The sequence below is a fragment of the Pseudomonas hefeiensis genome, from assembly GCF_030687835.1.
Lineage (GTDB): Bacteria > Pseudomonadota > Gammaproteobacteria > Pseudomonadales > Pseudomonadaceae > Aquipseudomonas > Aquipseudomonas hefeiensis.
Genome location: NZ_CP117449.1, coordinates 2,150,959 through 2,174,991, shown reverse-complemented (window position 1 = coordinate 2,174,991; position 24,033 = coordinate 2,150,959). Strand labels below are relative to the sequence as shown.

The following is a 24,033-nucleotide window of genomic DNA, read 5'->3' as shown; positions in this document are numbered from 1 at the left end:
CCAAACCCGCGAGTCCTGGCGTGACAGACCGGCTACACACCGGCCGTATTACCGCTCCGCTGCCAAGCCAGGCATGACCCCGACCCGGATAAACTCGGTAAAACCTTAGTCGTTAACGGCTTCTTTCAAGGCCTTGCCAGCTTTGAAACCAGGCTTCTTGGCAGCAGGGATTTCCAGCGTTTGGCCGGTCTGTGGGTTGCGGCCTGTACGTGCTGGACGATCAGTCACGGAGAAGGTGCCGAAACCAACCAGAACAACGGAGTCGCCGGCCTTGAGAGCGCCAGTGACGGATTCGATCACAGCGTCCAGCGCACGGCCAGCAGCAGCTTTCGGGATATCAGCGGATGCAGCGATAGCATCAATCAGTTCCGACTTGTTCACTCTAAGTCCCCTTATATCTATTTTGAGATGATTCTAAGTTTTTTTTGGTGAAAGCAAAAACGAGTGCTGAATGGCCTACAGACACTTAAGAGCCGCTTTATAACAAGGGCTCTAAAAAACTGTCAAGGAAGCCCCCCAGGCAAATACGTATTAATGCGTGCTAATTCTTTCCTTAGAGTCAGACTCTCGCTTATCGTCCTTCGCGACTATCTCTGGAGCCACATCCGGCAAGGGCTCCGGCGCGTATTGCAGCGCAATTTGCAGGACCTCGTCAATCCATTTAACCGGTTTGATCTGAAGATCCTGCTTTATGTTGTCAGGAATCTCCTTCAGATCGCGGACATTCTCTTCAGGAATGATCACGATCTTGATCCCGCCACGGTGAGCCGCCAGCAGTTTTTCCTTCAGGCCGCCAATGGCCAATACCTGGCCACGCAGAGTGATTTCACCGGTCATGGCGACATCGGCACGCACCGGAATGCCGGTCAGCGCGGAGACCAGGGCCGTACACATGCCCACGCCGGCGCTAGGGCCGTCCTTGGGCGTTGCCCCTTCTGGCATATGGATATGGGTGTCGCGCTTCTCATGGAAGTCCAGGGGAATGCCCAGGCTCCTGGCGCGGCTGCGCACTACCGTCAGCGCCGCGGTGATCGACTCGACCATCACATCGCCCAGCGAACCGGTCTTGATCAGTTGCCCCTTGCCCGGTACCACGGCCGCTTCAATAGTCAGCAACTCACCACCGACCTGAGTCCACGCAAGCCCGGTCACCTGACCAATCTGATCCTGCTGCTCGGCAAGGCCGTAGCGGAATTTGCGCACACCCAGGAAGTGCTCCAGCAGATCCGCTGTCACCTTGACCGCAAAGCGTTTTTCCAGCGCATGCTCTTTGACCGCCTTGCGGCAGACCTTGGCAATTTGCCGCTCCAGACCACGCACACCCGCCTCGCGGGTGTAGTAGCGGATGATGTCGCGAATCGCTTCCTCGTCAAATTCCAGCTCGCCTTTTTTCAGGCCGTTGGCCTGGATCTGCTTGGGCGAAAGGTATTTGACGGCGATGTTGATCTTCTCGTCTTCGGTGTAGCCCGGCAGACGAATCACCTCCATCCGATCCAGCAATGCTGGCGGAATGTTCATGGAGTTGGAGGTGCAGAGGAACATCACGTCCGACAGGTCGTAGTCGACCTCCAGATAGTGATCGTTGAAATTGTGATTCTGTTCAGGATCAAGCACTTCGAGCAGCGCAGAGGCGGGATCACCGCGCATATCGCTGCCCATCTTGTCGATTTCATCCAAAAGAAACAGCGGATTGCGCACGCCGACCTTGGTCATCTTTTGAATCAATCTTCCTGGCATCGACCCGATGTAAGTGCGGCGATGACCACGAATTTCCGCTTCATCGCGTACGCCACCGAGGGCCATGCGCACGAATTTTCGATTGGTTGCATGAGCAATCGACTCGGCCAGCGATGTTTTACCGACCCCAGGAGGCCCCACCAGGCACAGTACCGGGCCGCGGATTTTCTTCACGCGCTTTTGCACGGCGAGGTATTCGAGAATGCGTTCCTTGACCTCTTCCAGACCGTAATGGTCGGCGTCGAGAATGTCTTCGGCACGAGCCAGGTCCAGACGGACCTTGCTCTGGGCTTTCCACGGCACCTGGACCAGCCAGTCGATATAGGAGCGCACCACGGTGGCTTCGGCAGACATCGGCGACATTTGCTTGAGCTTGTTCAGCTCGGCCTGGGCCTTGGCAAGCGCATCCTTGGGCAGACCGGCAGCATCGATGCGCTTTTTCAGGTCTTCGATTTCATTGTGCCCTTCGTCACCGTCGCCAAGCTCCTTCTGAATGGCCTTCATCTGCTCATTCAGGTAGTACTCGCGCTGGCTGCGCTCCATCTGTTTCTTGACGCGACCACGAATGCGCTTCTCGACCTGCAGCAGATCGATTTCGCCATCAAGCAATGCCAGCACGTGTTCGACGCGGGCAGACAGATCGATGATTTCGAGAATTTCCTGCTTCTGCTCGATCTTGAGGGCCATGTGGGCCGCCATCGTATCGACCAGCCGCCCAGGTTCGTCGATGCTGTTAAGCGACGACAGGACCTCAGCAGGCACCTTCTTGCCCAACTGCACATATTGTTCGAACTGCGACAAAAGACTGCGGACAAACACCTCAGACTCACGCTCAGGCGCGTCCACTTCGTCGATCAGTGACACTTCGGCCCGGCAATGGCCGTCTACTTCGCTGAAACGCTCGACCGTGCCCCGCTGCTCGCCTTCGACCAGCACCTTGACGGTGCCGTCGGGCAGCTTGAGTAGCTGCAGAACCGTTGCAATTGTACCCACGCGATAAAGTGCGTCTTCGCCGGGATCATCGTCAGCAGGATTTCTCTGCGCCAACAGAAGAATCTGCTTGTCACCCGTCATCGCAGCCTCGAGGGCTTCGATAGACTTCTCGCGCCCCACGAACAGCGGGATAACCATGTGCGGATACACCACGACATCACGCAATGGCAGGAGAGGCAATTCGATGGTTGTCTTCATGATTTCGCCTCTACGGCGGCCACAAGGCCGGAAACAGATGGAAGTAAGCTTGAAACCAAGATGGGGGCAGCCTTGAAAAAAAACAAGCGCAAAGACACGTCTAAAACGCGCAAAAAGCAAAGGGGCCCGAAGGCCCCTTCTTTATTCCGACACCGGGACGCTTAAGCGTCCGGCGCGGCCTTGGCAGCCGGCTCTTTGTTTTCGTAGATATACAAAGGCTTGGACTTACCTTCTATAACGCTTTCGTCGATCACGACTTTACTCACCTCGGACTGCGAGGGGATCTCGTACATCGTGTCGAGCAATACGCCTTCCAGAATCGAGCGCAACCCACGGGCACCGGTTTTACGCTCCAGGGCTCGCTTGGCAACCGATTTCAGCGCGTCGGAACGGAACTCCAGGTCTACACCTTCCATTTCGAACAGCTTGGCATATTGCTTGGTCAGGGCATTCTTCGGCTCGGTCAGAATCTGCATCAATGCTGCTTCATCCAACTCGTCCAGCGTCGCCAGAACCGGCAAGCGACCCACGAATTCCGGGATCAGCCCGAACTTGACCAGATCATCAGGTTCGACTTCACGCAGGGATTCACCGACCTTCTTACCCTCTTCCTTGCTACGCACTTCGGCATTGAAACCAATACCACCACGGGTGGAACGGTTTTGAATAACCTTTTCCAGGCCGGAGAACGCGCCGCCGCAGATGAACAGGATGTTACGCGTGTCGACCTGCAGGAACTCCTGCTGCGGATGCTTGCGACCACCCTGAGGCGGAACCGAAGCGACCGTGCCTTCGATCAACTTGAGCAAGGCCTGCTGCACGCCCTCGCCGGAAACATCCCGGGTGATGGACGGGTTGTCGGACTTGCGGGAAATCTTGTCGATTTCGTCGATGTAGACAATACCCATCTGGGCCTTTTCCACATCGTAATCGCACTTCTGCAACAGTTTCTGAATGATGTTCTCGACATCCTCACCCACATAACCTGCCTCGGTGAGGGTGGTTGCGTCGGCGATGGTGAATGGAACGTTCAGCAAACGGGCCAGGGTTTCGGCAAGCAGGGTTTTACCCGAGCCTGTCGGGCCGATCAGCAGGATGTTGCTCTTGCCGAGTTCGACCTCGTCATTCTTTTTGTCACGTTGGTTCAGGCGCTTGTAGTGGTTGTACACCGCTACGGCCAATACCTTTTTCGCGCGCTCCTGACCAATGACATATTGATCAAGGATGCCGCTGATTTCTTTAGGCGAAGGCAACTTATGCGCGCTGCTTTCGGCCTGGGCTTCCTGCACCTCCTCGCGGATGATGTCATTGCACAGGTCGACGCACTCGTCGCAAATGAAGACCGAGGGGCCGGCAATCAATTTGCGTACTTCATGCTGGCTTTTGCCACAGAAGGAGCAATAAAGCAGTTTGCCGTTGTCCTCGCCGTTGCGGGTGTCAGTCATTCGATCGATCCAAATCCGATAGGCTTGCAACACAAGATGAAGGCAATTGCGGGCTTTTTCAAGCCCGCAGGCGGCCGGTCATCCCAACCACCTGCATTTTGAGCGGCTTAGGCAGGCATTTGACGCTTGTTGATCACGGAGTCGATCAGGCCATATTCGGCCGCACGCTCAGCGCTCATGAAGTTGTCACGCTCGGTGTCGCGCTCAATGGTTTCGAGGCTTTGACCGGTGTGATGGGCCAGCAGCGAGTTCAGGCGCGAACGAATGTGCAGGATTTCCTTGGCATGGATGTCGATGTCCGACGCCTGCCCCTGAAAACCACCCAACGGCTGGTGAATCATCATGCGCGAATTAGGCAGGCAATGACGCTTGCCCGCCGCGCCACCGGCGAGCAGGAATGCGCCCATGCTGCAGGCCTGGCCGATGCAGATGGTGGAAACGTCGGGCTTGATGAACTGCATGGTGTCGTAGATCGACATGCCTGCTGTCACCGAGCCGCCAGGTGAGTTGATGTACAGATGGATATCCTTGTCCGGGTTTTCCGCTTCAAGGAACAGCAGTTGCGCCGCAACCAGGTTGGCCATGTAGTCTTCAACGGGGCCGATCAGGAAAATGACGCGCTCCTTGAGCAGACGCGAATAGATGTCATAGGCACGCTCGCCACGGGCAGATTGCTCGATAACCATCGGGACCAGGCCGCCTGCGGCCTGGATGTCAGAGTTCTGCTGATAAAAAGAATTGCGGGACATGTCTCGCAGTCACTCCCAAATAGTTATGTCTTGAATACGCATAAGCCAGCGCGAAGGCTGGCTTATGGGTGTGTATTTCTTACCGCAGAACAATCAATCGGCTTGTGGAGCTTCCACCGGCTTGACCGCTTCTTCGTAAGAGACCGCTTTATCGGTCACGCTAGCTTTCTGCAGAACAGTATCCACAACTTGTTCTTCCAGCACAACCGAACGGACTTCGTTCAGCTGTTGGTCGTTCTTGTAGTACCAGGACACGACTTGCTCAGGCTCCTGGTAGGCCGAAGCCATTTCCTGAATCAGCTCGCGAACGCGGGCTTCGTCAGGCTTGAGTTCGAACTGCTTGACCACTTCAGCGACGATCAGGCCCAGCACAACGCGGCGCTTGGCTTGTTCTTCAAACAGCTCGGCTGGCAGCTGGTCCGGCTTGATGTTGCCGCCGAACTGTTGAACAGCCTGTACACGCAGACGGTTCACTTCGTTGTCCAGCAAAGCCTTTGGCACTTCGATCGGGTTGGAGGCCAGCAGACCGTCCATGACCTGGTTCTTGACTTTGGACTTGATGGCCTGACGCAGTTCACGCTCCATGTTCTTGCGAACTTCGGCGCGGAAACCTTCCAGACCGGTTTCCTTGATGCCGAACTGGGTGAAGAACTCTTCGTTCAGCTCTGGCAGTTTTGGCTCGGAAACGCTGTTGACGGTCACGGTGAACTCGGCGGCTTTGCCAGCCAGGTCCAGGTTCTGGTAATCCTCAGGGAAGGTCAGGTTCAGAACGCGCTCTTCACCGGCCTTGGCGCCAACCAGGCCCTCTTCGAAGCCAGGGATCATGCGACCGGAGCCCAGCACCAACTGCGTAGCCTTGGCAGAACCACCGGCGAACACCTCACCGTCGACCTTGCCGACGAAATCGATGTTCAGTTGATCTTCATTCTGGGCGGCACGATCGGCCACTTCGAAACGGGTGTTCTGCTTGCGCAGGATGTCCAGCATCTTGTCCAGGTCGGCATCCGAAACATCAGCGCTCAGACGCTCGACGGCGATGGACTCAAAACCGGCAACCGTGAACTCAGGGAATACTTCGAACGTGGCAACGAACTCCAGGTCCTTGCCCTTTTCCAGCACCTTAGGCTCAACGGACGGAGCGCCGGCCGGGTTCAGTTTCTGCTCGACAACCGCTTCGTAGAACGAAGACTGGATCACGTCGCCCACGGCTTCCTGACGCGCATCAGCTTCGTAACGCTGGCGAATCACGCTCATTGGCACTTTGCCTGGGCGGAAACCTGGGATTTTGGCCTTTTGGGCAGTCTGCTGCAGACGCTTGTTGACCTGAGTCTCGATGCGCTCAGCCGGCACGGTGATGCTCATGCGGCGCTCAAGAGCAGAAGTATTTTCAACAGAAACTTGCATGGATATTCCTCGTTGCACAGACGTTGGCCGGGCGTTTCCGACCCCAGAATCAAGGGCATGCATTCTAGTAGGTCAAACTCAAGAAGTCACCCTACTGAAAGAGGGCTGGAAACAGGCGCCGGATTTAGGGGCGGACATACGGTCATGTCTCGCCCGGTTTGCAAATACAGTTGATCATTGCGAGGCTCTGGGCCGACGCTTCTAACGCTTCTATATATAGAAGCGGCAAACCCACCCGCCCGACATCCGGTCTCCCGAGGAGACCGACGGACATGCCACGCATCATCACGAAACACAATCGCGACGATCCAGGCACCCCGCCTACCCCGAGTCAGGGCCGGCATACAACACAAAAACCGCGAAAACAAAAACGGCGCAGCCCTCTTCAGGTACTGCGCCGTTCTCTGCTATTTAAATAGCGACTTGTATGGTGCGGACGGAGAGACTCGAACTCTCACACCTTGCGGCGCTGGAACCTAAATCCAGTGTGTCTACCAATTCCACCACATCCGCGTATCAAGCTTTTAAAGCAAAGGCGCCAGATTGTTAAATCTGGCGCCTCTCTAGAATATGGGGTGGACGATGGGGATCGAACCCACGACAACGGGAGTCACAATCCCGTGCTCTACCAACTGAGCTACGCCCACCATATTGCCTTGTTGCCTTACTTGTGCCAAAGCTGCCTAATTGGCGCACCCGGCAGGACTCGAACCTGCGACCATCCGCTTAGAAGGCGGATGCTCTATCCAGCTGAGCTACGGGCGCCTTTTTAATCTGTATTCTTGGACGATTACAAACTAAGTGCTTTCAGTGTTACCGAGTTAAAACAACTCACTCTGCTCCACCTTCTTAACCAGTGCTAGGCTGTGCCCGACAAGTGCGACGAATGTTATAGACGGCCTGATAGGTCGTCAACTCTTTTTTAAAAAAAATTCATTTAATTAAAGGGGTTAGGGGAATTTGCAGACCAAGCGCCTTTGCCCTCACGCCTCGGCATGCGAGAATGCGTTCTCTTTTTTTCCCCTCTCGATGGTTAACCACGCGCAATGACTGCACAACTTATCGACGGCAAATCGATCGCCGCCAGCCTGCGCCAGCAGATCGCCCAACGAGTCACCGAGCGCCGCCAGCAAGGTCTGCGTACGCCCGGCCTTGCGGTGATCCTGGTCGGCAGCGATCCTGCCTCTCAGGTTTATGTCTCGCACAAGCGTAAAGACTGTGAAGAGGTCGGCTTCCTTTCCCAGGCCTACGACCTGCCTTCCGAAACCACTCAACAAGCGTTGGCTGATCTGATTGATCGCCTGAACGACGACCCGAACATCGACGGCGTTCTGCTCCAACTGCCCCTGCCTGAACACCTCGACGCCTCCAAACTGCTGGAGCGTATCCGCCCGGACAAAGATGTCGACGGCTTCCATCCTTATAATGTTGGTCGCCTGGCCCAGCGTATCCCGCTGCTACGGCCCTGCACCCCCAAAGGCATCATGACGTTGCTGGAAAGCACCGGCGTGGACCTTTACGGTCTCGATGCCGTGGTTGTCGGCGCGTCCAACATCGTTGGCCGTCCGATGGCCATGGAGCTGCTGCTGGCCGGTTGCACCGTCACCGTGACCCATCGCTTTACCAAGGACCTGGCTGGACACGTCGGCCGCGCCGACCTGGTGGTGGTTGCCGCCGGCAAGCCTGGCCTGGTGAAAGGTGAGTGGATCAAGGAAGGCGCCATCGTCATCGACGTGGGTATCAACCGCCAGGACGATGGCAAGCTGGTTGGCGACGTGATCTACGAAACCGCCCTGCCCCGCGCAGGCTGGATCACCCCAGTCCCTGGCGGTGTAGGCCCGATGACCCGCGCCTGCCTGCTGGAAAACACCTTGTATGCGGCGGAGACGCTGCATAGCTGATAAGCCTTTTCAGCCCAACTCTAAACCCTGTGGGAGCGAGCCTGCTCGCGATAGCGTTGTATCAGCCCTCATCAATGTTGGCTGACACCGCTATCGCGAGCGGGCTCGCTCCCACAGGAGTTTTTGGGCCCTTCATTAAACTTTATTTAAGCGCAAGCCCCGACGACGCAGGCATATAGCGCTGTCCTCGCCCATACTCATAAAATGCAGCGCTTGTTAACAAGCCATTGCTGCATGGCACCTTCAACTCTATCGAGTCTACTCGCGTGAAAATCCGTCTTTCTATCCTCAGCCTGTTCATCGCTTTCACAGGTACCTTTATCACGCAAAATGTCGACGCGCAGGAAACCATCGCCACCCCGCGAGACACCTCAAAACTGCAAGTCGCCTCGGGCAGCGCCATGCTGCTGGACTTGCAGACAAATAAAGTCGTTTATTCCAGCAATCCCGACGTGGTGGTGCCCATCGCTTCGGTGACCAAATTGATGACCGGCCTGATCGTGCTGGATGCCAGACAGGATCTGAATGAATACATCTCCATGACCATCGCCAATACACCGGAGATGAAGGGCGTATTTTCCCGGGTCAAACTCAACAGCGAACTGTCACGCCGGGACGTGTTGCTGATCGCCCTGATGTCGTCGGAAAACCGCGCCGCCGCCAGCCTCGCCCATCACTATCCGGGCGGTTACGCAGCGTTCATCGCCGCCATGAACGCCAAGGCAAAGGCGCTGGGCATGACCAGCACCCACTATGTCGAGCCCACAGGCCTGTCGATCCATAACGTTTCCACCGCCCGCGACCTGACCAAACTGCTGATCGCGGCCCGCAAATATCCATTGCTCAGCGAACTTAGTACCACCAAGGAAAAGACCGTAACGTTCCGCAAACCGGTTTATAGCCTGGGCTTTCGCAACACCGACCACCTGGTCCACAAGGCTGGCTGGGACATCCAGCTGACCAAGACCGGCTTTACCAATCAGGCCGGCCACTGTCTGGTGCTGGTAACGAAAATGAGCAATCGACCGATGGCCCTGGTAGTGCTGGATGCGTTTGGGAAATACACCCACTTCGCCGACGCCAGCCGGATCCGTAGCTGGGTGGAAACCGGCAAAAGCGCCAGCGTTCCTGCCGTGGCCCTTCAATACAAGGCGGCCAAGAACCTCAAGAGCCGCCAAACCGGTGTAGTCGAGGCGTCCAAGTAAATTAGCCTGACAAAAAGCCCCGCTTCAGCGGGGCTTTGTTTTATTCAAGGCTTTAGATCACCCAGCGGGTCATACGCTTTGGAACCGGGCTCCTCCTGCTCGTCCTCTTCGTCCAAAGGCGCCTTGGCGGGGCCTATCGGATCAACTTGAGGATCGCCGAGATCCGGCGAGTCAGGATCAAATCCCAAATCATCGCCGGAAGAATGTTCAGAAGAATGTGGCCCCGTGGGTGTTTTCGACTGTGCCATGCTTTTCTCCTCGCAATCATGGGCCGGATATTCCGGCCCCTGAGGTTAGGAGCCTCTGGCATGGCCGGTGGTGCCCGACAAGTGACGAACGGGGCATGAGATCAGTGGGCGCTGCTCAGGGCTTGAGTGGCCCGGGCCGCTGCCTGTTCCTGCCCTGCCCCGGCCAGTTCACCCGCAGCTTTCAACCAGCGCTGGGAGTTTACCTTGGCCGGGAGCTGCGTAGGTCGCTGGACCAGTACCGCCCAGCCTCCAGCATCTTTGAGAGCCGACTCAAACCCACTGAAGCTCATCAGCAGCCGCCGGTTCATCCCCGATCGCAGCAAGACCGTCTGCTTTTGGCGGTTGTAACCGACGAGAATGCTGTACCTCGGCCCAGACCAAAAAGCCGAGCCCTCCGTATAGCGCACCAGCACGGGGTAACCCGCCGCGATTTGCTCCAACAGTGCTGGCAGTTCACTGTCGAGGGGGTACACCACCAGTCCATACTCTCGCGCCAGGGTTTGCAGGTTCTGCTGCAAATGGGCTTCGCCTTCCGGCAGATGCAGAGGCTTCTCCAGCAATCCCGGCGTAATCACCGTGCCTTGCAGCGTCAGCAGGCTGGCCAGCGATTGGGGAGCGCCCTGGTACATTTCGCCACGGAAGAACGGCACGCTGTTGAGTTCCACCCGCTCGGGCAGGCGCTGAATCTGCGGCGACACACTGCCTGCGCAACCCGCCAGGGCCGTTAGACACGCCGTCACCAGGACCAGTGATCGAAAAGAGGAAATTACCGGAAACATGAGGACTCTCTTGTTAAGGCACCCGACATCGGGCCAGGCAAGGGCCATCGATCATAAGGTGCAGAGAGACGTGGGTATAGCCTTAAACAACAGTCCCATGGCGGCGATAGAACGAACCGGTCCGTCTGTCGTCACTGCCGATCGATTCCCTGCAACACTTTAGCGACTAGACTGTCCATTGTAACGAGTGCGTCGCCCTGAACTGGGGCAGAAGGAGGCACAGATGAGCCTGACCACAACGATCCTGATGCTGATATTCGGCTGGTTAAGCGTCGCCACAGCCATGCTGTGGGGCGTTCTGCGCATTGCTCGCCGCCATCATCACGCGCCGCCAGCGCGAGCGGAAAAAGCGCCAAAACCGGCCAGGCGCCACGCCGCCGCACACTGACCGTTCCCCCTTCAAAAATCAAAAAAGCCGCCCGGGGATGAACCCCGGACGGCTTTTGACTGCCTGCAATCAGGCTTTATCGGCCATCGCCCTTTGCTGACGGCGACGCGACATCATGTTCAACACCTCAATCGCTGCCGAGAACGCCATGGCTGCGTAGATATAGCCCTTGGGCACATGAGCACCAAAGCCTTCGGCGATCAGCGTCATACCGATCATGATCAGGAAGCCCAGCGCCAGCATGACCACCGTCGGGTTGTCATTGATGAACTTGGCCAGCGGTTCGGCCGCCAACAACATCACCAATACCGCGATCACCACAGCAATGATCATGATCGGCAGATGCTCGGTCATGCCCACGGCGGTAATGATGCTGTCGATGGAAAATACCAGGTCCAGCATGAGGATCTGACCGATCGCAGCGGCAAATCCGAGGGTCACCCCGGAGGTGGCGGATTTTGGATCATCCGGGGCCGGGTCCATGCTGTGGTGGATCTCGGTGGTGGCTTTCCACAGCAGGAACAGACCGCCGGCGATCAGGATCATGTCCTTCCAGGAGAACGACTGGCCGAGTATTTCGATAACCGGCTCAGTCAACTGCACGATGAAAGCAATGGTACTCAACAAGCCCAGGCGCAGGATCAGCGCCATGCCAATGCCGATACGCCGCGCCTTGGCGCGGTGCTGTTCGGGCAGTTTATTGGTCAGGATCGAAATGAAGATCAGGTTATCGATGCCAAGCACGATTTCCATGACGACCAGAGTCGCCAGCGCGATCCATGCAGTGGGGCTGGCAGCGAGTTGTAAAAGATAATCCATGGGTCAGTCCTGACTCGATATGACGGGCTTAGATGGTTTTGGTGGAGGTTTCGGATGGTTCTGCATCTTCCGCTGGCTTTTCCTTCGGGCTGATCAAACCGCCACTGGCTTCGCTGATAGCCTGTTCGGCGGCCTTATGGGTGTCATCGATTGCCCGCTTGGCGGTTTCAGCTGCTTGTCCCATCAATTGCTGCGCGCTTTTTTCGGCCTGTTCGCAGCCAACGAGCGCGATTGAAGACACTGCCAACAAGGCCGCGAAACCCAAGGATTTGTACGTCATGGATAAATGCCTCTCAAAGTTAAACAGAGCACCAGAGGTGACTCACCGATGGGCCGGCATTCTAGAGAGGAGAATACTTCAGGAAAATTCGTATTTTCAGCGGTTATACTTCGGTTTTTACGAATCGGCTTGAATCATGCTCAATTATCGACAGCTGCATTACTTCTGGGTGGTGGCCAAAACCGGCAGCATTGTACGGGCCTGCGAGCAACTGAACCTGACACCCCAAACCATCAGCGGGCAAATTTCACTGTTCGAGCAAACCTATAACATCAAGTTGTTTCGCCGCGTCGGGCGCCAGTTGGAGCTGACCGAGGCCGGCCGCCAGACGCTGCCCTATGCCGAACACATGTTCCAGTTGGGCGGCGAACTGGAGCTGATGTTGCGGGCCCAGCCCAATGAGCAGCAGACGCTGTTCCGGGTCGGGGTGGCAGATGTGGTGCCAAAATCCATCGTCTATCGGCTACTTGCGCCGACCATGGAGCTGAGTGAGCCGCTGCGCATCACCTGCCGCGAAGACAAACTCGAACGGCTGCTGGCAGACCTGGCGATCCAGCGGCTGGACCTGGTGATTTCCGACAGTCCGATGCCGACCCACCTGGACATCAAGGGCTACAGCCAGAAATTGGGAGAATGCGGGATCAGTTTCTTCGCCACCGCTGCGTTGGCCGAACGTTACGGGGCGGATTTTCCCCGCGGCCTGCATGACGCCCCTCTGCTGATTCCAGGCCCCGAAACCGTAGTACGCAGCCGCTTGCAACGCTGGTTCGCCGAGCAGCAGATCCAACCGCGCATCGTCGGCGAATTCGACGACAGCGCGCTGATGCAGGCCTTCGGGCAATCAGGCAGCGGAATTTTCATCGGCCCGAGCGTGATTGCCGAAGAAGTTCAGCGTCAGTACGGCGTACAGGTGATCGGCCAGACCGATGCGGTCAGCGAGTCGTTCTACGCCATTTCCGTGGAGCGTAAGGTCAGCCATCCGGGCATCGTCGCTATCGCCGAAGGCGCGCGTCGCGAGCTGTTCAGCGCTTAGCAGTCGGCGCAGGCGGCGCGGGGCTTGAAGGTCATCAGCAATAACGCCAGCAGGATCGATATGAGGATGAACCCGGACGCGGCAAAACCAATGCTGCCCAGGCCCAGGGTATCGATGACGCGCCCCCCGACCATTGCCCCCAGGCCAATGCCCAGATTGGCCCCGGCGATGTTCAGCGATGCGGCAAAGGCTGGAGCCTCAGGCGCGGCCTTCATCAGCCGTACATGACTGACCAGGAACAGAGCTGCCTGGGTCACGCCCCATATGCCCATCGCCGCCGCCAGCCCAAGGGTCGAATGAATACTCGGCACCAGCGCCACCATGCCGCCAATCATGAACAGACAAAACACCATCGAGGCGATCAAGGGATGTCGGTCCACCGCGCGGCCACCCAGGGAGTTGCCCACCAGACCGACGGCCCCGAAGCCCATCAGGCACCAGCCCACCAGCGTGCCGTCGAACCCGGCCAGGCGTTCGAGGATATCCGCCAGGTAGGTGTAAGCGGTGAACATGCCGCTGAACACCAGAATCGACAGCAGCACATGGCCCTGCATCAAGGGGCTGCGCAATATCTGGAATTGCGAACGCAAACTGACTTGCTGCTGGTGCAGATTGGTTTTTGGCAGGTAGATAAACAGCAGCAAAGCCTTGGCGAACGCAACCACCGCCAAGATCGCAAAGGCACTGCGCCAGCCGAACGCATCAGAGATCAAGGTGCCCACCGGAATACCGAATACGGTGGCACAGACGATACCAAACCCGATCCGGGCGATGGCCCGCCCGGCAAACTGCGGCCCGACAATGTCCACTGCTGTTTCACTGGCCAATGCCCAGAACACCGGCAAGCCCAGAGCGGGGATCAATCGGGCAATGGCCATTACTCCGATATTGGGGGCCAGAGCCGCCAGCGTGTTGGCCAGGCCAAATATCACCAACACACTGATAAACAGCTTGCGCCGCTCAAAACGGGCGAACCAGGCGGTCAGGAACGGCCCGAACGCCGCCACGGTAAATGCAAACAGCGTCACCAACAGCCCGGCCTGGGCAATCGTGACTTGCAGGTCGCGGGCGATGGATGGCAACAGGCCAACGATGATGAATTCAGTGGTCAGCACTGTAAAACCAGCCGCTGACAACAGAAAAACAGACAACATGCAGAGCTCCAGCGAAACAACGACACCAGCGTTAGCCCAAAAGGGCCGCCGGCAGAGTAGAAAGGGGATTGGCCCAAAGCCTAACAGAATGTGCCCCTCAGACAAACGCGAGTGAGCGCCCAAGCGACGGATCGTCACAGGTCCGTCAGATTTTTCAGCGGTCTGTGATAAAGTCCGCGCCCTGCAAACGCTGTACTTTCTTTTCGGTCCCGCTCATGTGGCCTGCCCGCTTGTTGCCCTGAGGGGTCGACCGTTGCGCACAAAAAAAATCAGAGATGCCGTTATGACTGCTTTGTCCCCGTCCCTTCTACACCGCCTCAAACGCACCGGCCTGGTGACGCAAATCGTCATCGGTCTGATCGCCGGCATCATCCTGGCGTGGCTGGCGCCGGACCTTGCCAAGTCCACCGCATTCATCGGTAAGGTCTTCGTGTCAGCGCTCAAGGCCGTGGCACCGATCCTGGTGTTCGTGCTGGTCATGGCGTCGATCGCCAACCACAAGCACGGTCAGGAAACTCATATCCGGCCTATTCTCTTCCTTTACCTGCTCGGCACTTTCGCCGCCTCGGTGGTCGCGGTGGTTGCCAGTACCCTGTTTCCGTCCAACCTTGTTCTGGTGTCCCATGAGGTGGCCGTCACCGCCCCCGGCGGCATCGGTGAAGTGCTACAGAGTTTGCTGCTCAGTGTGGTGGACAATCCGGTCAGCGCCCTGATGAATGCCAACTTCATCGGCATTCTGGCCTGGGCCATCGGGATGGGCATTGCCATTCGCCACGCTGGCGAAACCACCCGCGCCGTGCTCGGGGATCTGTCCAACGGTGTGACCGTGATCGTGCGCGTGGTTATCTGCTTCGCCCCGCTAGGGATCTTCGGCCTGGTGGCCTCAACCCTGGCAACCTCAGGTTTCAGCGCGTTGCTGGGTTACCTTCACCTGTTGACCGTGTTGATTGGCTGCATGCTGTTCGTGGCGCTGGTGATGAACCCGCTCATTGTGTTCTGGAAACTGCGTCGCAACCCGTACCCACTGGTCTTCACCTGCCTGCGCGAGAGCGGCATCACCGCGTTCTTCACCCGCAGTTCGGCGGCGAATATTCCGGTGAACCTGGAACTGAGCAAGCGCCTGGGCCTGCACGAAGACACCTATTCGGTATCGATCCCGCTGGGCGCGACCATCAACATGGCCGGCGCCGCCATTACCATCACCGTGCTGTCTCTGGCGGCGGTGCACACTCTGGGTATCGTGGTGGATGTGCCGACAGCCGTGCTGCTGAGCGTCGTTGCGGCCATTTGTGCCTGCGGCGCGTCCGGAGTGGCCGGTGGTTCGCTGTTGCTGATTCCCCTGGCATGCAGCCTGTTCGGCATTCCCAGCGAAATCGCCATGCAGGTGGTCGCGGTGGGCTTCATTATCGGTGTCCTGCAGGATTCGGCGGAGACTGCGCTCAATTCCTCCACCGATGTGCTGTTCACGGCAGCGGCTTGCTTGGGTGAGGAAGAGAAGCACGAACGCATGGCCTGACAACTGTGCTGGAGGTATGAGCGTCATCGCGAGCAGGCTCGCTCCCACAGGGTTTTGTGGCAGATACAAATCCAATGTGGGAGCGAGCCTGCTCGCGATAGCGATGGCACAGCCACCGAGTACAACAGACCGCCACAAAAAAGCCCGGGACGGCCCACACCGTCCCGGGCTTTTTCATGCTGGCGGGTTTAGAACGCGCCCATGTAGTCGCGTTTGCCCACTTCCACGCCATTGTGGCGCAGCAGCGCATAGGTCGTGGTCACGTGGAAGAAGAACTGCGGCAGACCATAGGTCAACAGGTAGTTCTGGCCGGTGAAGCGTTTTTCCTTCGGCGTGCCCGGACGGGTGACAATTTCGATGCCTTCCTTGCCGTCGATCTGCTCGGGGCTGATACCGTCGATGAACGCCAATACCTTGGCGATCAGGGTTTGCAGTTCGGCAAAGGTGGTTTCGCTATCGTCATATTTCGGCACTTCAAGCTCGGCCAGGCGCGCGGACACGCCTTTGGCAAAATCCACCGCGATCTGCACCTGGCGTACCAGCGGGAACATGTCCGGGTACAGGCGGGCTTGCAGGAACGCGTTCGGATCGATGTTTTTCGCAGTGGCGTGGGCTTCAGCCTTGTTCAGGACGTCACTCAGGGCGTTGAGCATCTGCTTGAAAACCGGGATGGAAGCGGCGTACAGGGAAATAGTCATGGCGATCTCATGCAGGTGGCAGGAAAGGACAAATCAAACGGGTGCGATTATAGCCACGCCTTATTGCACACCTTGTCTTTTATTGCGCAAGGATTAGGCTAGGCGGCTTCCACAGCATAGGGAACGCGCGATGAGTATCGAAGAACAAAGCCCGGCCGAAGAACCACGGCTCAACAGCACGGAAATCCGCATTCTCGGCGCGCTGGTCGAAAAGCAGGCCACCAACCCTGAGACCTACCCGCTGACGCTCAACGCCCTGGTACTGGCCTGCAATCAGAAGACCAGCCGTGAGCCGGTGATGAACCTCAACCTGGGCCAGGTCGGCCAGAGCCTGCGTGCGCTGGAAGGTCGCGGCTTTACCAAACTGGTGATGGGCAGCCGGGCCGACCGCTGGGAGCATCGGGTCGACAAGGCCCTGGAGCTGGTGCCGGCCCAGGTGATTCTGATGGGCTTGCTGTTCTTGCGCGGTCCGCAGACGGTCAATGAACTGCTGACCCGTAGCGGCCGGATGCACGACTTCGAAGACACTGAACAGGTGGTGCATCAGCTTGAACGGCTGATCGCCCGTGGCTTGGCGCTGTTGGTGCCGCGCCAGCCCGGCCAGCGGGAGGACCGTTATATGCACGCCATGGGCGACCCGGCGGATATCGAAGCGATCCTCGCCGCCCGCCAGCATCCCGTAGAACGGGCTGCCGGCAGCGGCGTGTCGCTGGAACGCATCGAAGAACTCGAAGCGCGGATCGCCGCCCTGGAAGAACGGCTGGCGCGGCTGGAGTGATCAGGATCGAGCGAACGCCACGGCCTTCTTGAATTGCTCCGCGCTGGGCCGCACGCCGGTGTAGAGGACAAACTGTTCCAGAGCCTGGATCGCAATCACTTCGAGCCCGGTGATGACCCGTTTGCCCTCAGCCTGGGCACGCACGATCAGCGGCGTTTGCGACGGGATCGCCACCACATCGAACACCGTCTCGGCCGCTGCGATGGTGTCGGGCTCGAACGCCAACTGGTCGGCTTCCGGGCCGCCGCTCATGCCGATCGGCGTGACGTTGATCAGCATCTGCGGCCGTCGCTGCCCCAATTGAGCTTGCCACTCGTAACCCAGGGATTCGGCCAGGGCTCGCCCGGCGGTTTCGTTGCGGGCAACGATCAAACCGTTTTTGTAACCACCGTCGCGCAAGGCACTGGCCACGGCCTTGGCCATGCCGCCGCTACCGCGCAAGGCAAAGGTCGAATCCTTGGGCACCGCATGGGTTTGCAGCAATTGGGCGACAGCGATGTAGTCGGTGTTGTAGGCCTTTAAATGGCCATCAGTGTTGACGATGGTATTGATGGACTGGATCGCCGCAGCGGAAGGGTCCAGTTCGTCGACCAGGGCGATGCAGTCTTCCTTGAACGGCATCGACACCCCGCACCCGCGGATGCCCAAGGCGCGGATACCGCCAACAGCACCGGGCAAGTCCTGGCTGCTGAATGCCTTGTAGTAGAAGTTCAGGCCCAGTTGCTCATACAAGTGATTGTGAAAGCGCAGGCCGAAATTCCCGGGGCGCGCCGATAGCGACATGCACAGTTGAGTATCTTTGTTGGGGTTGATCTGCATGCTTGACTCCTTGCAGTAAAGAAACCACTACAGACCTTACACATTATTTACCCAACGGTACGGCAAATTCTGGAAAAATCGCTGTCAGAGCAAGTATCCCCGCGACCCTCATTCGGGTCTGTTGCAGACCACAGGCGCCGGGGCTGAAACGAGGAATCGTTATGAACCGTCAACTCCCCATCATCGCCCTGCTCATGGGGGCACTCGCGGTCACCGGCCAGGCATCCGCCCATGGTCGAGGTGGTTGGGAGGGGCCCGCTGTGTTTGGCGCAATCGTCGGCTCGGCCATCGTCGGTTCGGCGATCCTCAGCCGTGACCGTCCGGTCTATGTGCAGCAACCGGTCTATGTCCAGCCACAACCGGTTTATGTGCAACAACCGCCACCGGTCTACTACCAGCCGCAGCCGGTCTACATCGAGCGACCTGTCTACTATCGCCCGGCACCGGTGTATTACGGGCCACCACGGGGCTATTACTACGGCCCGCCTCGCGGTCATTACGGGCGCCCGCGCTGGTAATCAGCCGCTTAGGCGACACAAAAAACAGCCTGTGATCGAGGGTCACTGGCCAGCCAGCCAAGAGAAATAAAGTCAAGCGATAAGCCCGTGGCGAGGGAGCCGCTCCCTCGCCACGGCGTGTCTGTCCTCAGACGTGCTCACTGCTTTTGAGCCGCACCGGGCCATGTTCTGCCGGTGCATGGGCGGCCTCCGCCACCACCGGAATCTCATTGCCATCGCAGTCGTGCAGCTTGCCGTCACTGAAGTAGTCGCCTTCGCGCAGCGCCGCCAGGTCCTGGTAGCGCAACACCCGCTCGGTACCGGCGGCGAATACGGACTGTTGATCCGAGTTACCCCGGGTGAAGTGATTGAACGCCAGGTTCAGCACGATTGCCATGATCGCCGAAGAGCTGATACCCGAATGGAAGATCGTCGCGAACCAGCTCGGGAAATGATCGTAGAAAGTCGGTGCGGCGATGGGAATCATGCCGAAACCTATGGAGGTGGCGACGATAATCAGGTTGACGTTGTTGCGGTAGTCAACTTTTGACAGCGTGCGGATGCCGCTGGCAGCCACGGTGCCGAACAGCACGATACCGGCACCGCCCAGCACCGAGGTCGGCACTGCGGCGATCACTCGGCCCATGAACGGCAGCAAGCCGAGTACCACCAGAAATACCCCGCCGGTTGCCACCACGAAACGGCTCTTGATCCCCGTCACCGCCACCAGCCCGACATTCTGGGCAAAGGCGCTTTGGGTGAAGGAGCCGAAAATCGGCGCGATCATGCTCGACAGCATGTCGGCCCGCAAACCGTTGCCCAGACGCCTGGAGTCGACTTTGGTGTCGATGATCTCGCCCACCGCGAGGATGTCGGCGGACGTTTCCACCAGCGTCACCATGATCACGATGCACATCGACAGAATGGCCGCGACATGAAAGGTCGGCATGCCGAAATGGAAGGGTGTGGGGAAGCCGAACATCGGGCCTTGGCTGACGGATGAGAAGTCCGCCATGCCAAGGAATACGGCGATAACCGTACCAATGACCATTGCCAGCAGAATCGACAGCCGCGAGATCGTCGCGCTGCCCATTTTGCTCAACAGCAACACCAGGACCAGAGTCACGGCGGCCAAACCGATATTGGCCATGCTGCCGAAATCGGCGGCGTGGCTATTGCCGCCCATTGCCCAGCGGGCCGCTACCGGCATCAAGGTCAGGCCAATGGTGGTGATGACGATGCCGGTGACCAGCGGCGGAAAGAACCGGGTGATTCGTGAGAACACCGGGGTAATGAGCAAGCCGATCAAGGAGGCGGCGATCACCGCGCCCAGGATGGCCTGGAATCCCCCTTCCCCGCCGCTGCCGACGATCGCCACCATGGTCGCGACCCCGGAAAACGAAACGCCCTGCACCAGAGGCAACTGACAGCCGAAAAACGGCAGTCCAAGGGTTTGCAACAACGTCGCCAGCCCTCCCGCAAATAATGACGCGGCAATCAACAAGCCGATGTCCGCCGATGACAACCCGGCGGCCTGGCCGATGATCAGCGGCACCGCGACGATGCCACCGTACATGGTCAACACATGTTGCAGGCCATAAGCCATATTCGCGCCGACGCCAAGGTTTTCATCCTCGGGCCGTGGGAGTGAAACATGGGGCGTTTTCATGGTTCGGGAGTTCCCTGTTTTTTGTTATGCGCACACTGTATTCAAAACTCAGGACAAATGTCCATAGAGTTGTATACAACTTGTTGCGCAGCCCATCATCAACAGTGAATCACTCCATCACCGGCAATCCTCTGCGTCGCTAAGAAGTCCAACCACTGCGGGCCGTAAAAGCTCACGTGGCGGTACGCGAAGACCAAACTCGTTTTCCAGCAGGTCGATCAGTTCGTCGGCGTCGGTGATTGTCCGGCGCTCGCTCTGCTCTCCTATGCGGTGCAAGGCATAGCTGTTGCCGTTCAGGGTCTTGCGCAACCCATCGCCAGTGCGGGCCACCATCAAGCGGCCCATGAACGGCGATTCAGGGTGGTTGCTGACATACCAATTGCCGACGGTGTAGTCGATCTCTTCCTGGCGCTGCAAATCGAACAGGTACATCGGTCGCCATTCATCGGCCACGCAGGCGCGCAGCAGGTAGCCGTCTTCATGAGTTTCGATGCGATAGGGCTCGTGGGGAGTGGCCTGGGTGTCACGGCTGTCCAGCAACAACGGTGCGGTGGGCACCATGCCGCCGAAGCCGACATCGGTGGTGTAACGCACGCCATCCAACGTCACCAGGCTGAGGCGATGGGTGCGGGCAGGCCAGGCGCCTTCGGGGGCATTCATCACCACCCGTCCCGTGATGCCTCGGGCTTCGAAGCCCAGTTCCAGCAGCAGCGCCAGGAATAGTTGATTGAGCTCATAGCAGTAGCCGCCGCGGCCTTGCTCGAAGACTTTTCGTTCCACTGATTCCAGGTCAATGGGCACGGGTTGGCCCAGCAGCGTTGAAAGGGTTTCAAAGGGGAACTCGGCCGTGTGGCGTCGTTGAAGCTGGCGCAAGGTGTCGAGGGTCGGGGCTGGCGGTTTGTCAAAACCCAGGCGTTGCAGATAACGGCCCGAATCGCTCAGTCGGGGTTGGCTCATGAGGGTGTCCTTTCCTGTCCGGTGCAGGGCTAACAAAAAGCACGCTGCTGGGGTGCAGATATAAGGCATTCGTCTTTGCGAGACAATAACTGGCCTGGAGACCTTGTTCCCTCACCGACGTTTTCGCGAAGAGAGCCGGATCCAGGTGGGAGCATGGTCGCTGGGGTGCGGTTGATTCCTGACCCATGCATCCACGCCTGCCTCGCTCAGGTATGGACTGGCCACCGGGTTGAGCAGCAGGTGGTCGATGCGCAGCCCGGAGTTCTTTTGCCAGTGCTGACGGAAATAGTCCCAGAAGGTGTATACCCGCTCGTCCGGGTACAGGTGGCGCAACGAATCGGTCCAACCCTGCTCGAGCAACCGCTGGTAGCACTCGCGGCTTTCCGGTTGCAGCAATGCATCCTTGAGCCAGGAACGCGGGTTGTAGATGTCCATGTCGGTGGGCACCACGTTGTAATCACCCGCCAGCACCACCGGATGATCGCTGGCCTGCAGCCCCTGGGCATAGTCGATCAGCCGTTCGAACCAAGCCAGTTTGTAAGCGAATTTGGGCCCTGGCTGCGGATTGCCGTTAGGCAGATAAAGACACCCCACCAGCACGCCATGCACCGCCGCCTCCAGGTAACGACTGTGGCTGTCATCGTCGCCGCCGGGCAAGCCGCGGCGGCTCTCCAGCGGTTGTGCATCACGGGCCAGGATTGCCACGCCGTTCCAGGACGCCTGGCCATGCCAGAGCGATCCATACCCGACCGATTCCAGCTGCGCAGCGGGGAAGTCCTTGTCCGCGGCCTTGAGTTCCTGCAAACAGGCAATGTCAGGCTTCTCCCGCTCCAGCCATTCCAGCAGATTGGGCAGTCGGGCCCGGATGCCATTGATATTGAAGGTCGCTATGCGCAGGTTTTTCATCGGGTCAGAGCTCCAGATCCAGGACACTAGCGGTGACCGACAAGCCCATGGCTTTGCCCAGGTTGCCCCCCAAGAGTATGAGACAGGACCTACAACATGGTTTCCATTTCACTGGTGCAGAGCCTGAACAATTGACCGTAGCAAGCCGCCGATGATTCAAACGATCTCAACGATCCGAACGCTCCAGCGCATCAAGCCCACCTTCCATCGACAAGGCCGCCACACGGTTGCGTCCGCTGTGCTTGGCCTGATAAAGCGCTGCGTCGGCACGCTGGATAAACACCTCAATGCTGTCCAGGCTGCTGGGCACAAACGCGTAGCAGCCCAGGCTCACCGTCAGGTAGCCGGTGGGAGAGCCGGCATGGGTGATGTGTTTGTCGATAACGCTGCGGCGGATCTGCTCGGCCAGGGCCAAGGCCCCTTGCAAGTTGGTATCGGGCAGCAGCACCGCGAACTCCTCGCCGCCATAACGCACTGCCAGGTCAGCCTTGCGATGACAGCAACTCTTGAGCACCTTAGCCATTTCCGCCAGGCAATGGTCGCCGGCAACGTGCCCGTAGGTGTCGTTGTAGCGCTTGAAAAAATCGATATCGAGCATGATCAGGCTCAATGGGCTGCGCTGGCGAGCGCCTCGGCCGAACTCGATGTCCAGAGCCCGCTCGAACAGCCGTCGGTTCGCAAGCCCCGTCAGGCTGTCATGGGTGGCAATCAGTTCCAACGCTTCCTGGGCCTTGCGCAGGTCCGCTTCGATCCGTTCGCTGTTGCGTACTTGGCGCACGAATACCCAGCCGAACAGGCAGATACCCAAGACCACCACCGCCACAATGAGACTGGATTTGAAGGCTCTGTCGTGCCAACCCGCGAGGATCGCCTGCTCGGACATCGCGGCGGTGACCACCAGCGGATAGGCTTGCAAATGCTGGTGATCATAGAGCCTGAGGACCCCATCGGCGGCGGAACGGATGGTCGCGGTACCGGCGCTTTCGCTGGACGACTCATGCTGAAAGACGGGCTCCTCGGCCAGTGAGCGACCGATTTTCGCCTCGTCGAAGGGCCGCCGGGCCAGCAAGGTCCCGTCGGACAAGGCCAGGACCATTTCGTCTTGGTCAGCGAGGCTGAAGCTTTCGAAAAATTGATCGAAGTACGACATCTTGATCCCGGCCAACAATACGCCCTGGAAATTGCCGTCCTGATCATTCAAGCGCCGCGACACCGGGATGATCCAGTCGCCATTTTGTCGACTGCGGATAGCCGGCCCGATATGGGCGATCAGGGCGGTGTTCTGCTGATGGAACGTAAAGTAGTCCCGATCTGCTATCCCCGGGCCCCTGTGCAGTTGTTCGAAGGACGTAATGACCCAATGACCGTGCTTGTCGAACAGGAACAGGCCATGCAATTGCTCCAGTGCTTGCACGCGCCGGGCAAAGGTTTTCTGCAGACGTGGTTGCAGCGTCGGACCGAAACCGTCGCTCTCTATCCAGTCCGTCAGGCTGGTCAGGACCAGGTCTGTCTGCTGGAACGTGTCCTGCGCCTGTTGGGCCATGGCCCGGGTAAGGTTGGCCGAGGCGATGCGGGCCGACTCCAGGTCGTAACGACGGGATTGTTCCAGCTGCAAAAAAAGCAAGCCACACAGACACAGGCAGACCGCCGCGATAAACGCCACCGCTGCCTTGAGCAACGGCAGGCGCTTGAGGGCACCGCCCGGGACATGGAACGGATCAAAATTGGGGATAGGCAAGCGAATTCCTGAGGGGGGCAAAGCATGAGCGAAACCCTCAAAGCCCCCAATATTCGTGAGCTTAGCCTACCGCTTGGGGCGGCGGCAATTTGCCGGTGTGGCGTAACCGATGGGTGGCTCAA

23 protein-coding genes and 3 tRNA genes are annotated in these 24,033 nt (G+C 58.4%); 7 read left to right on the top strand and 19 right to left on the bottom strand.

The genetic code is table 11. The features are described 5' to 3' along the window. Positions 1 to 105 precede the first annotated feature (105 nt). From PSH57_RS09660 to PSH57_RS09625, 8 genes are all read right to left on the bottom strand, one after another. On the bottom strand, positions 106 to 381 hold the full coding sequence (locus PSH57_RS09660) for an HU family DNA-binding protein (RefSeq protein ID WP_047228496.1): 276 nt from the start codon (positions 379 to 381) through the stop codon (positions 106 to 108). 150 nt (positions 382 to 531) lie between these two features. Beyond that, on the bottom strand, positions 532 to 2,928 hold the full coding sequence (lon, locus tag PSH57_RS09655) for an endopeptidase La (protein WP_305389193.1): 2,397 nt from the start codon (positions 2,926 to 2,928) through the stop codon (positions 532 to 534). Between the two features lie 161 nt (positions 2,929 to 3,089). Then, positions 3,090 to 4,373: an ATP-dependent Clp protease ATP-binding subunit ClpX gene (gene clpX, locus PSH57_RS09650; protein ID WP_047228498.1), complete on the bottom strand. Its 1,284-nt coding sequence runs from the start codon at positions 4,371 to 4,373 to the stop codon at positions 3,090 to 3,092. Between the two features lie 107 nt (positions 4,374 to 4,480). Further along, positions 4,481 to 5,122: an ATP-dependent Clp endopeptidase proteolytic subunit ClpP gene (gene clpP / locus PSH57_RS09645; RefSeq protein WP_256232966.1), complete on the bottom strand. Its 642-nt coding sequence runs from the start codon at positions 5,120 to 5,122 to the stop codon at positions 4,481 to 4,483. A 93-nt stretch (positions 5,123 to 5,215) separates the two neighbouring features. Next, positions 5,216 to 6,526 carry a trigger factor gene (tig, locus tag PSH57_RS09640; RefSeq protein WP_305389191.1) on the bottom strand — a complete coding sequence of 437 codons (1,311 nt, stop codon included), beginning with the start codon at positions 6,524 to 6,526 and terminating at the stop codon, positions 5,216 to 5,218. Between the two features lie 428 nt (positions 6,527 to 6,954). Continuing rightward, positions 6,955 to 7,039 (bottom strand) — tRNA-Leu (locus tag PSH57_RS09635). Positions 7,040 to 7,097: 58 nt separating this feature from the next. Next, a tRNA-His gene (locus tag PSH57_RS09630) sits at positions 7,098 to 7,173 on the bottom strand. Positions 7,174 to 7,214: 41 nt separating this feature from the next. Then, positions 7,215 to 7,291: transfer RNA gene (locus PSH57_RS09625), tRNA-Arg, on the bottom strand. Between the two features lie 281 nt (positions 7,292 to 7,572). Here PSH57_RS09625 and folD point away from each other — a divergent pair. Further along, the gene (gene folD, locus PSH57_RS09620) at positions 7,573 to 8,427 is read left to right on the top strand and encodes a bifunctional methylenetetrahydrofolate dehydrogenase/methenyltetrahydrofolate cyclohydrolase FolD (RefSeq protein ID WP_047228500.1); all 855 of its coding nucleotides are present in this window, start codon (positions 7,573 to 7,575) and stop codon (positions 8,425 to 8,427) included. 266 nt (positions 8,428 to 8,693) lie between these two features. Beyond that, positions 8,694 to 9,632: a D-alanyl-D-alanine endopeptidase gene (gene pbpG / locus PSH57_RS09615; protein ID WP_305389190.1), complete on the top strand. Its 939-nt coding sequence runs from the start codon at positions 8,694 to 8,696 to the stop codon at positions 9,630 to 9,632. A 44-nt stretch (positions 9,633 to 9,676) separates the two neighbouring features. Here the strand turns inward: pbpG and PSH57_RS09610 are convergent, their stop codons facing one another. After that, a complete protein-coding gene (locus PSH57_RS09610) occupies positions 9,677 to 9,880 on the bottom strand; it encodes a DUF6021 family protein (protein WP_214914633.1) in 204 nt (67 codons plus the stop codon). A 101-nt stretch (positions 9,881 to 9,981) separates the two neighbouring features. Continuing rightward, positions 9,982 to 10,659, bottom strand: coding sequence for a peptidase C39 family protein (locus PSH57_RS09605; RefSeq protein ID WP_305389188.1), 678 nt, complete (start codon positions 10,657 to 10,659; stop codon positions 9,982 to 9,984). Between the two features lie 223 nt (positions 10,660 to 10,882). On the opposite strand from PSH57_RS09605, the gene PSH57_RS09600 reads away from it, so the two are divergent. Then, entirely contained in the window at positions 10,883 to 11,047 is a 165-nt protein-coding gene (locus PSH57_RS09600) for a hypothetical protein (protein WP_305389186.1), read from the top strand. Between the two features lie 69 nt (positions 11,048 to 11,116). On the opposite strand, the gene PSH57_RS09595 is transcribed toward PSH57_RS09600, so the two are convergent. Next, positions 11,117 to 11,866, bottom strand: a complete 750-nt coding sequence (locus PSH57_RS09595) for a TerC family protein (protein WP_305389184.1) — start codon at positions 11,864 to 11,866, stop codon at positions 11,117 to 11,119. A 28-nt stretch (positions 11,867 to 11,894) separates the two neighbouring features. Then, the gene (locus tag PSH57_RS09590; protein ID WP_305389183.1) at positions 11,895 to 12,146 is read right to left on the bottom strand and encodes a hypothetical protein; all 252 of its coding nucleotides are present in this window, start codon (positions 12,144 to 12,146) and stop codon (positions 11,895 to 11,897) included. Positions 12,147 to 12,282: 136 nt separating this feature from the next. Between PSH57_RS09590 and nhaR the strand changes: the two genes are divergently transcribed. Continuing rightward, positions 12,283 to 13,179 carry a transcriptional activator NhaR gene (gene nhaR, locus PSH57_RS09585; protein ID WP_305389181.1) on the top strand — a complete coding sequence of 299 codons (897 nt, stop codon included), beginning with the start codon at positions 12,283 to 12,285 and terminating at the stop codon, positions 13,177 to 13,179. Here the strand turns inward: nhaR and PSH57_RS09580 are convergent. Continuing rightward, positions 13,176 to 14,333, bottom strand: a complete 1,158-nt coding sequence (locus PSH57_RS09580; protein WP_305389179.1) for an MFS transporter — start codon at positions 14,331 to 14,333, stop codon at positions 13,176 to 13,178. The two genes, nhaR and PSH57_RS09580, sit on opposite strands and share 4 nt — an antisense overlap. Before the next feature lie 283 nt (positions 14,334 to 14,616). Here PSH57_RS09580 and sstT point away from each other — a divergent pair, with 283 nt between their 5' ends. Next, positions 14,617 to 15,849 carry a serine/threonine transporter SstT gene (gene sstT / locus PSH57_RS09575; RefSeq protein ID WP_305389177.1) on the top strand — a complete coding sequence of 411 codons (1,233 nt, stop codon included), beginning with the start codon at positions 14,617 to 14,619 and terminating at the stop codon, positions 15,847 to 15,849. Between the two features lie 188 nt (positions 15,850 to 16,037). Here sstT and PSH57_RS09570 read toward each other — a convergent pair whose 3' ends face one another. Continuing rightward, positions 16,038 to 16,547, bottom strand: coding sequence for a DUF1993 domain-containing protein (locus tag PSH57_RS09570; RefSeq protein ID WP_305389176.1), 510 nt, complete (start codon positions 16,545 to 16,547; stop codon positions 16,038 to 16,040). Positions 16,548 to 16,677: 130 nt separating this feature from the next. Here PSH57_RS09570 and PSH57_RS09565 point away from each other — a divergent pair, with 130 nt between their 5' ends. Then, a complete protein-coding gene (locus tag PSH57_RS09565; RefSeq protein WP_305389175.1) occupies positions 16,678 to 17,325 on the top strand; it encodes a YceH family protein in 648 nt (215 codons plus the stop codon). On the opposite strand, the gene PSH57_RS09560 is transcribed toward PSH57_RS09565, so the two are convergent. Further along, positions 17,326 to 18,144 carry a shikimate 5-dehydrogenase gene (locus PSH57_RS09560; protein ID WP_305389173.1) on the bottom strand — a complete coding sequence of 273 codons (819 nt, stop codon included), beginning with the start codon at positions 18,142 to 18,144 and terminating at the stop codon, positions 17,326 to 17,328. A 161-nt stretch (positions 18,145 to 18,305) separates the two neighbouring features. On the opposite strand from PSH57_RS09560, the gene PSH57_RS09555 reads away from it, so the two are divergent. Then, entirely contained in the window at positions 18,306 to 18,662 is a 357-nt protein-coding gene (locus PSH57_RS09555; protein WP_305389172.1) for a hypothetical protein, read from the top strand. A 127-nt stretch (positions 18,663 to 18,789) separates the two neighbouring features. Here the strand turns inward: PSH57_RS09555 and PSH57_RS09550 are convergent, their stop codons facing one another. The 4 genes from PSH57_RS09550 to PSH57_RS09535 all read right to left on the bottom strand — a co-directional run bounded on the left by PSH57_RS09550 (position 18,790) and on the right by PSH57_RS09535 (position 23,911). Further along, a complete protein-coding gene (locus PSH57_RS09550; RefSeq protein ID WP_305389171.1) occupies positions 18,790 to 20,310 on the bottom strand; it encodes a nucleobase:cation symporter-2 family protein in 1,521 nt (506 codons plus the stop codon). Between the two features lie 117 nt (positions 20,311 to 20,427). Further along, positions 20,428 to 21,267, bottom strand: a complete 840-nt coding sequence (locus PSH57_RS09545) for an arylamine N-acetyltransferase family protein (RefSeq protein WP_305389170.1) — start codon at positions 21,265 to 21,267, stop codon at positions 20,428 to 20,430. Between the two features lie 111 nt (positions 21,268 to 21,378). Then, positions 21,379 to 22,173: an exodeoxyribonuclease III gene (xth, locus tag PSH57_RS09540; protein WP_305389169.1), complete on the bottom strand. Its 795-nt coding sequence runs from the start codon at positions 22,171 to 22,173 to the stop codon at positions 21,379 to 21,381. A 166-nt stretch (positions 22,174 to 22,339) separates the two neighbouring features. Next, the gene (locus PSH57_RS09535; RefSeq protein ID WP_305389167.1) at positions 22,340 to 23,911 is read right to left on the bottom strand and encodes a sensor domain-containing diguanylate cyclase; all 1,572 of its coding nucleotides are present in this window, start codon (positions 23,909 to 23,911) and stop codon (positions 22,340 to 22,342) included. Positions 23,912 to 24,033: the final 122 nt, after the last annotated feature.